A 10,089-nucleotide genomic window follows, 5' to 3' on the forward strand; every position below is an offset into this window, starting at 1 on the left:
CCGTCCCCGCCGCGATGGCCCGGCACCGGACCGCGCAGTACGCTGAAGGAACCGGCAGGGTGCGCCCGGCGGGCGAGGAACCGGCAGGTGCCGGGGCGCAGCACGGGCTCCGCGCGAGACGCGGTCGAAACGCCGAACAGGACACCCCGTCATGGCAGTTCACACCGCGATACCCACCTTTTCCGAATTCGTCGCTTCGTTGTACACGGCCGAATTCGAGGCATACGCCTCGCGGCCCGACAGCGCCGTGCGGGACGCTGCGGCATTCGAGGAGATGCGCCGCTACCTGATCGACCGGAACGCCTCGCTGGAGGCCGTGCACTCCTTCACGGAGACCGACGGCGACATCGTCGACTGCGTACCGACCGAGCGGCAGCCGGGCCTGGCGAGGACCGGTGCCAAGACGCTGCCCACCCCTGACCCGCCGTACGAACTCCGGAGACAACACGCCGACGCCCCGGAGTTCGTGACCGAGCCGCCCCATGCGCCGCCCCCGCAGCTGCGGCCCGACCGCCGCGACCGCTACGGCAATCAGATGCTGTGCCCGCGGGGCACCGTACCCATGCTCCGGCTCACCCTCGAACGGCTCGTCGGTTTCCCCACGCTCACGGACTACCTCCGGGGCGGTCTGCGCGTACGGCGTGACGAGGCGGGTGTGGCGCACCCGTTCGGGAAGATCTGGGGCAACGCCTACGACATGCGCGACAACCACGGCGGCGCCAGCGGGATCAACGTGTGGTCCCCGCAGGTGTTCGGCGTCGAGTCCTCGGCCTCGCAGCAGTGGTACACCTCGGGCGCCCACTCCAGCCCCTTCCAGACCGTGGAGTGCGGCTACCGGCTGGGCCCGCCCTTCGACAACAAGCCCCGCCTGTTCGTGTTCTACACACCGGACGGCTACAGCACCTGGTTCTACAACGACAACCACCTCGGTCGGTGGGTGTACGCGGACGGCGCCTCGCACGTCCTCGGCACGGTGCTCACCGCCTCCCGGCCGGGCGCCCCGGTGCAGTACCGCATGGGCTTCTTCCTGACGGGCGGCGGCTGGTGGTTCAGCGTCGGCGGCGCCTGGGTCGGCTACTACCCGACCACCACCTTCGGCTCGGGCGTGCTGGCCACCAAGGCGGCCGGGGCCGGTTTCGGCGGCGAGGTGGGCGGGGTGGGGACGTCGTTCCCGTCGATGGGATCGGGGAAGCGTCCCCCCGCGGGGTACGGTCACGCCGCCTACCAGCACGACGTGGTCATCGCCCTGCCCACGGGAGCGGAGTCCGCCAACCTGACGCCCGAGCCCACGTCCGTGAACTGCTACGGCCTCGAGGTGACCAACCACTCCGGCTCGTCGTGGGGCAGTTACCTGTTCTTCGGCGGCCCGGGCGGACTCAACTGCTGAGCCGTCGCCGCGTCGTCGGACGGCACGGTCGCGGTGACGGGGCGGTGCTCGTCGTCCCCCTCGTAGAAGACGGTGATCCCCGCGCCGTCCGTCGGCAGCTTTGCCGTACGCAGCGTCGCCACACCGACGTCGTCGAGGCGTACGGTGCCCAGCACCCGTCCGCCGGCACGGAAGGTGACCTCGCCCCGGGGCGGGCGGCCGCCCGGGACCGCCGCCGCGACCCGCACCGTCAGCGTCGTGGGCCGCTCGTCGGAGTCCTCCGGCGGCACGGAGACCGGGTGTCCGACGGTGAACGAGGCGACGCCCGTGTCCTCGAAGGTGAGGGAGCCGTCACGGGCGACCCGGAAGGCGCTGCACAGGCCGTGCGCCGTCCGCGCGAAGTAGCCCGTCGCGGGGGTCAGGACGGCGGCCAGTTCCCGGGGCGCCTGGGGGAGGTCGTCGACAGCAGTGACACCCCCCAGGTCGCTGTCGGCCCGGACCGTCGACAGCAGCACCGGGAACCCGCCCACCACCAGGGTGTCCGTGCCGCGCCCGGCCAGGAACGCGTCGCAGGACCGCGGGTAGTCGACCGTACCGTCCGCGCCCACGGTGTACGTGAAGTCGGCGCTCACACCGGGACCCGCCTGGAAGCGGTAACCGGAGCCCGGCAGCAGTGTGAGCCGGTGCACCGACGTGCGCGGCAGGAAGCCGGTGCCGGTCACCGGTGCGCCGACGGGCAGCAGCCCGTGCGACAGGGACCGCCCGTCGACGACGATGGTGCGTCCGCGCACCGTGAGCGTGCGCCCGGCGGCGTCGGCGTAGCCGCCGTCCGTGACGGCCGGGTCGAGCCGTACCCGGCCGTCGCCCGAGACGGAGAAGGCGAGACAGCTGTCGGCGGTACCGGCCGCCGCCTTCAGGCGGTACCCGTCGGCGGGCAGCAGCCGGAGTTCATGGACCCGGTGCTGAGCGAGAGGAGCCGCCTCGGGCAGGTCGAGGACGAGCGGATGGTCCAGTGACCGCGCGTCGACGGTGACCGGGACACCGCGCACGGTCAGCCGTCGCCCGCCGCGCCCCTCGAGGAAGGCGTCGAACGCCGGGTCGAAGTCGATGCCGCCGTCCTCCCGCACCTCGAAGCTCACGGCGGCGACCGTGCTGTCGCCCAGCCGCAGCCGGTATCCCGCGCGGGGCGCGAGCGTCACCTCAGGCCGCGGACCGGCACCGTCCGCGAGGTAGTCGGTCCCGCCACCGGTGACCGCGACGAGGGGATACGTCAGCTCGGACGCATCGAGGGTGATGGACGGCATCGGCTCTCCCGGGTCGATGGTCGGAATCCAGGGCGTCAGAACGGCGTCGTGCCGCTGATCTCCAGGCGGGGGACGAGGTCGATCCGGGTCTGCCCGCGCGCCTGCCGGGTGGGCACGCCGGTGACGCGCTCCCAGCGGCGGATCGCCCCGTCCCAGCCGTAGGTGAGCAGTTCGGTCTCGTCGCGGGTGACCGCCAGCGACGGCAGACCGTAGGCGTGGGCCGCGAGGACCGCGCCGATCCGCTGCCCCGTGCGGTCCCAGCGGTGCAGGGTGCCGTCGGCGCAGCCCGCCGTGACCTCGCCGTCGCTGGTGAGCAGCACATCCCACACAGGAGCGCCGGTGACGAGGGGAGCGCCGAGCGTCCCGCCGGTGTCGCGGCTCCAGCGGCGGACCGTGCCGTCCTGGCCGCCGGAGGCGATCACCTGCCCGTCCGGGGCGACCGCGAGTGCCTGCACGGGCCCGCCGTGGCCGAGGAGCGGCGGGCCGACGGGGATGTCCGCCGGGCGGCTCCAGCGCCGTACGGTGCCGTCCTGCCCGGCGGTGACGACCTCGTCCTCGTCGGGGGTGAGGGCGACCGCCCGCACCGTACCGGCGTGTCCCCGCAGCGGGTCGCCGAGCGGGGCGCCCGTCTCGCGGCTCCAGCGGCGGGCCGTGCCGTCCTGGGAGGCGGTGACGACCTCGGCGCCGTCGCGCGTGCGGGCCAGGCCCCGGATCCGGCTCGGGTGGGCGGTGAACGGCTCGGCCAGGGGGCTGCCGGACACCCGGTCGAGGCGGCGTACGGTGCCGTCGCCGCACCCGATGACGATCTCCCGGTCGTCGGGGGTGAGCAGTACCGCCCAGACGGTCCGGCCGTCCAGGGGGACCGGGCCGGACAGCCGGTGTCCCAGCAGCCGGTCCCAGCGGTAGCCCTTCCCCAGGAAGTCCAGACCGACGATCTCCGCGTCGTCCGAGGTCAGGACGAAGACCACCAACTCGGCGTCGCCCGTGCCCACCTCGCCGACCACCCGGAACACGGCCCCGGAGTCCTCCACCGGGCGCCTGACGATCCGCGGGCGCCGTTCCGGGCTCATCGCGGCCCTCTCGGCGGGAGGGCCGCGTCGAACGCCAGAGCGCTGGACGCCTCTCCCCGTCCGGCGCGGACGCGCCGCCCCACCCACTGGTGGACCCGGCCGTCCTCGCCGCGGGCCACCACCGGCACCCGGCTCACCGTCACCCCGGAGCGCGGGACCTCCTCGTCGCGGAAGAACACCCGCTTCACCTCCGGTTCCAGGATCCTGCCCGCGGCCCTGACCTGGGGCAGCCGAGTGCCGTCCGGCCGGAAGCGGGGGATCTGCCCGCGCCGCAGACAGACCGCCGCCGACCCGGCCTCCAGGGGCACCGGGACCAGCGGGATCCAGTGCGCCGGGACGGACGACACCAGCCGGTAGGCGAGCGCCGCCGGGTCGGCGGGCGGGACCTGCGGATCGTCGTCGGGCGGTTCGTCGCCCCGTACCCGGGGCCGGCCGGTGGCGCTCTGCACGATCCGCTCGATGGCGAACCCCAGGTTGGCCATCTCGTCGCGGGCGAACAGGACTTCCTCGACGGGGTCGCCCTCCAGCCGGGCCGAGGCGGTCGGCAGCAGCGGCAGCAGCGGCGGCCCGGGCGTGCCGCTGCGGGCGTCGGTCAGCCGGAAGACCGACCAGTGGGCGTCGTCGGCCGGGCCGATCACGGTCGTCTCCTCGAAGGTGTCGACGACCTTCAGTGAGGCGATCCGGTGCAGGGCGCCCGTGGCCAGTTCCAGCGGGACCATCCAGTGGTCGTTGCCGTACAGGTTGGCGAACTCGACCACCAGCAGCCGGGCCAGGTCCGGGGCACCCGCGCCGATGGCGGGCAGGTTGACGTCGGAGTCCTCGAACTCCCACCAGCGCTCCGCGGGCATACCGGGGTAGGTGACCCGGGTGGGCAGGACACCGACGGACCCGTCACCGCCGGACGCGGGCAGCGCGCTGCCGCCGGTGTCGAGGTCGAAGTGGTAGGTGTCGGCGGCGCCGCCGGTGTACTCGGGCGCCTCCAGCGTCACCTGGCGGTCACCGACCGAGCCGGTCACCGCGAACCGGTGCTCCAGCCGCTCCCGCGCCCAACTGGACGGCACCGGCGGCACGTACTGGTCCTCGAACCAGGCCAGCCAGGACCGCGCGGCCTGGTCGAAGGCGGTCCGCTGGGCCCCGGTGAGCCCGGGCGGCCGCCAGCCGTCGCCCAGGTGACCGGCGAGCGCGGCCCCGTCGGGCGCCCCCGGGGCGAGTACCTCGCGCAGCGCCCGTCCGGCGGGGTCACGGCCCAGCGGGTCCTCGGCGGGGTCACTGGGAGCCTTGGGCAGCGGTGCCTTGGCGAGGACCGCGGCGTCGACATCGTCCAGGACGGGGGCGGGCAGCCCCACCGTGCGCAGCGTGGCGAGGAAGCGCCGTCCCGCGCGGGCCACGGCCCGCAGCGTCAGCTGCCGCGCGGCCTCGCCCGCCGTCGCCCCGGCCTCCGCCAGGAACTCCAGCGGCACGCCCTTCGGCAGCGGCACGGGCGCCCCGGTGCCCGAGGGCCGGAACGAACCGAGCGGCGCGCTCTCCGTGCTGATCTCGCACCACACGGGCGAGCCGCCGTCCTCGCCCGCGAACTCCGCCACCTGCCACTGCCGGGCCAGCAGGAACAGCGGATCGGCGACCCGGGCCGCCAGGGCGTCGTCGAGCTGGCCGCCGGTGCCGCTCGGCCTGACCACCGGCTCCACGCGGTGGAACTGGCCGAAGTGCAGGACATCGAACACCGTCAGGACTCCTCGTCGCTCAACAGCTTCACGATGGGCTTCAGGTCCGCCCGCTTCATCAGGTCCTTCACGCTCACGCTGGGGGCCGTGCCCAGCGCGGTCTCCGGCAGGTAGACCGCGGGCAGATAGCGACCCAGCCAGCCCAGCGCGTCCAGGTCCACGAGCCGCAGTCTGGCCAGGTCCAGGGCCTCGCCGACGGTGTCGGCCAGCACGTCCGGCGTCCAGGGCTCCCGCATGACGGGCGGTACGGCGAGCAGCACGGCCTGCGGGGCGCGCGCACCGGGCGCGTCGTAGTGGAAGGTGGCGCCCGCGGTGTGCCGCTGCGCGGGGATCAGCTCCGACCACTCGTCCACCACGCACACGGCCGCCCTGCCCGCCGCGAGCGACTGGGTGGGGCCGTGCACGACCAGCCCGGTGGCGGGCTTGTCCTCGTCCTGCGGTGTGCGCCCGGCGCCCACCCAGCGGTCGTGCGGCGCGAACGGCACCTGCCCGATCCGCAGGCCGTGGCCTGTGCCGGTCCCGGCCGCCCCGCTGTGCAGCAGCAGGTCCGCGAGGGCGCCGGTGCCCGGCCGGACCGTGCCCATCTGCTCCACCCAGTCGCCGGGGACGAGCCGCGCGTCGCCCCCGCGGTCCAGGTCCGGTCCGAAGGAGGCGTCCAGGTCGTCCGCGTTCGGGACCTGTGTGAGGGCCACCGCCCGGAAACCGCTGCCGAAGACCGCCTCCAGCACCGCCGAGTCGGCACCCGGACCCCCGTCGGCGGCCAACCGCTCCGCCAGCGCGAGCCGCTCCTCGGCCTTGCGCCGCGCACCGGCCAGCTGGTCGGCGGGCTCCCCGGCGGCCCCGGACGGCGGGGCGGTCACCCCGTACGCGGACAACCGCTCCAGGCTCCCGGACGCCAGAGCCGCCTTGAGGCCGTCGCGGGCTTCCGTCGCCCGGCGCGCCAGATCCGGGTCGGGGGCCGGTGCCCCGCCGTCGTGCGCGGCGCCCAGATCGGCCGCCGTCCCGGGCCGGGCGGCGGCGAGGACCCCGGCGACCGCCGTTGCGAGGGCTTCGACCTGGCCCAGGCCGAGGACGCCGCGGGCCCAGCCCTGCGCCCGCCCGGACTTGAGGACCGGCACGGCGCCGGCGGGTACGTGCGCGGGCCGCTCGTCGAGCAGCTCGTGTTCGAGCACGGCCCGCAACTGCCCCGCGGCGGCGAGCACCACCACGTCCAGGGCGCAGTACCCGCTCAGCGGCCAGGCGTGCTCGGTGACAGTCGCCGTTCCCGCGCCGGGGTCCTGCCCCGGCCGTACCCAAGCGGCCCGCATCCGGATGCGCGCGGTGGCCCCCAACTGGTGCCCGGCCCAGGTGTCCAGGTGCGGTTCCGCCTTCGCCCGGGGCCGGTCGAGCTGTGCCGCACCGTCCCAGCCCGCCGCGCGGGCGGCTCCCTCCGGTACGACGACCAGGACCCGATGGCCCACCGGCACACCGCGCCGGGGGGTGTCGAGGACCTGCGGTCGGGGCGGCGCGTGCCCACCCGCCGCCAGCGACTCCACGGTGGCACCGGCCCGGTCGGGATTGCCCTGCGCCAACTGGTGGACACTCTCGGCGAGAAGGAGGTCCGCGACCGCGTCCAGGTCGTCCCGCAACGCCGTGAGATGACGTCGTACGGCCTTCTCCTCGACGGCGGTCATCGCCGGAGTACCGGAGTTCGCCCGCAGGTAGGTGATCACCTCGCCCTCCGGCACCTCGGCGAGCCGCGCGCCGTCCGTCACGTCGTGGGCGCCGATGAACTCCTGCGCCCCCGGCCCCGGGTGCTGCGGGCCCTGCACCGACCACTTGGCGCGCAGCGGGGCGATGAACCGGTCCAGTTCCAGCGGGGCGTCGGTGTTCTCGCGCGCGTCGTGCAGGCGCCGTTCGAGCCGGTACCCCAGCAGCGCTCCGAGCGGCTGCCCCTGGGCGACCCCCTCCAGGACGGTCGTCGCCACACGCATCCGGCGCGAGGACAGGTCGACGGCGAAGGCGCCGGGGTCCGTCGGGTGCGACAGGTAGCCGCTGTGCAGGATCGCCGCCGTGGCCGCCTGGGGCAGTGACGGCGCCAGCACCCAGCCCCGGCTGCGGTGGCCGGGGTGCGGCGACAGGTTCTCCACCCACCCGTAGGCGCCCAGCTGCACACCGGCCGGACGCCGGTCGCGCACCGCGCGGAGCCGCGCGGTAGCCAGGGAGGTGAGCCAGGCGTCGAGCCGGTGGGAGACCAGGTCGAGGCACTCGCCGAGCAGCCGCTCCACCGGCCCGAAGGCGTCCCCGCGCCGGTGCCAGGTCTCCACCCGCCGGGCCAGGTACTGGAGCGCGGCGTCGATCTCCCCGAGCCGTACGCTCCACGGCCGCTCGGTCCCCAGCAGGGCGAGGACACCCCGGCCGCGGGTCGCCGCCTCCAGCACCTGCCCGGCCAGGGAGACCCGGGCGTCGACGATGGACTGGAACACGGTCGTCCCCCGGTCCGCACCACTCGTACCGTCCGCGCCGACGGCCAGCCGCATGATCTTGGAGAGGGTGAAGGGCCGCGCCGTGAGCCCGGCGGCGCCGATCGTCGTCACCTCCCGGTCCGGGTGGAGCAGCACGTCGGCGACGGGCAGCCGCGGCCAGCGCAGCCCGGGGTCCCGCACACCGGCGGCGGCGCGCCCGTACTCCAGGTTGGCGCTGTGCCGCAGCAGCGCCTCCAGCAGGGTGCGGGCGTCGTCGCCGACCTTCAGCCTGCGCAGCTCGAACCGCTCGACGACACCGTGCAGGAAGTCGGTCAGCGCGGCGACCGGGTCGCCCTCCGCCAGGTACGGGCGCGCGTACGGCAGCCAGAGCCGGGTGGCCCGGCCGTTGACGTGGTGGCTGATCCGGGGCCGGTGGCGGATGCCCAGCGCCTCGTTGAGGGCCCGCGAGTGCAGGTCCTCCACGGTGCCCCCGAAGCACTGCCCGCCCACGTTGAGACTCATCCCCGGGATGCCGAGCCCGAGATCCTTGAAGCAGGCGAGCACCCCGCCCTGGACCGAGCGCACCGACACCGTCCGGGACACCGGTGCCATGCCCAACGCCCGCAGCACGTCCAGTTCCGGCTGAGGCAACGGGAGGGTCTCCCCGGGCTGGCGCGGCCCGCCGACGCGGGGGAGAGTGCCCACGCCCACCTCCCAGAACGGGCGCAGCACGCCGAGGACGCGGTGCAGGCCCGCGAGGCCCGCCGGTTCGCGTGGATCGGCCCGCCAGCGCGCGGTCGCGGTCACCGGCAGCAGTCCGTAGGGCTGGCGGCCCACGCGGAGCACCGGCAGCGGGCCACGCGCGCGGACGTGCTCCACATGGTGGCGGCGCAGCCAGCTCCGGTCGATGTCGAGTTCGGCACCGCCCTTGTCCTGCTCCAGGAGTTCGTCGAGGTAGAAGTCCCCGGTCGCGCTCCACAGCGCCAGTTGCAGGGCGCGCGCGTCGGCCTGCTCCGGCTCGTCGGCGCCGGGCAGCGCGTCGAGCGTGCCGACCGGCACCCCGAGCGCGGCGGCGCTGCGGGCACCGTTCGCCCACGGGTCCGCCGGGGCGGCGGGCACGACCCCGAGCAGCCGGTCGACGTCCGGTGGCGCCACCTCCACCGCGCCGGCGCCCGGGAGGTTGTTGGTCGGCGTGCCCTGAAGCACGAAGGCGGCCTCGCCGTCCCCGTCCCGGCCGGTCAGCAGGGCCGCGAGCCGGGCGGCGGACTCGTCCGGGCCGAGCGACGCCGACACCCCGAAGGCGACCACCCGGGTCAGCAGGGGCCGCAGGTCCGGCTCGTAGCCGTTCTCCGGGAGCAGCTCCACCGTGACGGCCAGCCCCTGCTGCTCCGCCACGCCGTACTCCGTCAACCACCGCAGCGCCGGATCCAGGACGGGTCCGCCGGGTGCGGGGACGGCGTCCGGGTCGGGGCCCAGCTGCACCACGTCCGGCACCGCCCGTCCGGTCCGCTCGCCCACCAGCCGCTCGCCCTGGTAGGCCCGTACGACGAACATGTCCGGCAGCGTCGAGGCGGTCGCCGCCCGGTTCCAGCCCCGGCCGCGGACCGGCACCTCGGGCCAGGACGGCTCTGGCACCGGATCGTCGGCGGCCGGTACGGGCGACTGCGGCCGGGTGTCCGACGGCGGCGTCAGCCGCCGGACGAGCCACCGTGCCCGGGGCGCGCCCACCGCGCCCGTCAACTGCCCCCAGGCGGCGAGCAGCAGCCGCTCCCGGTCACCGTCCGCGTTCTCCGAGCGGCCCGCCCGCCACACCATCCGCCAGTAGCGGCGGGCCTGCCGCACCTCCCCGTCGGTGGGGTGCGGCTCGTGCTGCTCGACGTGGAGGTCGTCCGGGAAGACACGGACGAGGAGCCGGTCCGGTCCCGGACCGTCCAGGCACAGCCGTGTCTCCAGCCGCACGGGCAGCAGCACCAGCGGCACCTCGGGGTCCACCTGGCGCAGCAGCGGCGCGAACCCCCGTGAGGCGCGGGCCCGCACCTCCTCGTCCACAGCCCGCCGGGCGTCGCGGAGCCGGGACCGGGCGGTGCGCCGTTGGTCGTCGGTGGCCCGGGCGTCGAGCAGGGCGCGGTGCCGTTCGGCCGTGGCGGCGGCCTGGCGCAGGGCGCCGAGATCTGTCATCGGTCG

General features: G+C 75.5%; 5 protein-coding genes. 1 reads left to right on the plus strand and 4 read right to left on the minus strand.

Annotation, left to right across the window (positions count from 1 at the left end; genetic code table 11):
- Nucleotides 1-151 precede the first annotated feature (151 nt).
- Nucleotides 152-1,387: a neprosin family prolyl endopeptidase gene (locus ACFVQG_RS37105; protein ID WP_383392629.1), complete on the plus strand. Its 1,236-nt coding sequence runs from the start codon at nucleotides 152-154 to the stop codon at nucleotides 1,385-1,387.
- Here ACFVQG_RS37105 and ACFVQG_RS37110 read toward each other — a convergent pair.
- From ACFVQG_RS37110 to ACFVQG_RS37125, 4 genes are read right to left on the minus strand one after another with little or no spacing between them, the layout of a single operon-like run.
- Nucleotides 1,348-2,670, minus strand: coding sequence for an Ig-like domain-containing protein (locus ACFVQG_RS37110; protein ID WP_383392632.1), 1,323 nt, complete (start codon nucleotides 2,668-2,670; stop codon nucleotides 1,348-1,350). The two genes, ACFVQG_RS37105 and ACFVQG_RS37110, sit on opposite strands and share 40 nt — an antisense overlap.
- 35 nt (nucleotides 2,671-2,705) lie before the next feature.
- Nucleotides 2,706-3,740: a WD40 repeat domain-containing protein gene (locus ACFVQG_RS37115; RefSeq protein ID WP_383392634.1), complete on the minus strand. Its 1,035-nt coding sequence runs from the start codon at nucleotides 3,738-3,740 to the stop codon at nucleotides 2,706-2,708.
- On the minus strand, nucleotides 3,737-5,461 hold the full coding sequence (locus tag ACFVQG_RS37120; protein ID WP_383392637.1) for a hypothetical protein: 1,725 nt from the start codon (nucleotides 5,459-5,461) through the stop codon (nucleotides 3,737-3,739). Before ACFVQG_RS37120 ends, ACFVQG_RS37115 begins: the two co-directional genes overlap by 4 nt.
- Before the next feature lie 2 nt (nucleotides 5,462-5,463).
- Entirely contained in the window at nucleotides 5,464-10,083 is a 4,620-nt protein-coding gene (locus ACFVQG_RS37125) for a hypothetical protein (RefSeq protein ID WP_383392640.1), read from the minus strand.
- Nucleotides 10,084-10,089: the final 6 nt, after the last annotated feature.

It is taken from the genome of Streptomyces sp. NPDC057877 (genome assembly GCF_042796855.1).
GTDB lineage: Bacteria > Actinomycetota > Actinomycetes > Streptomycetales > Streptomycetaceae > Streptomyces.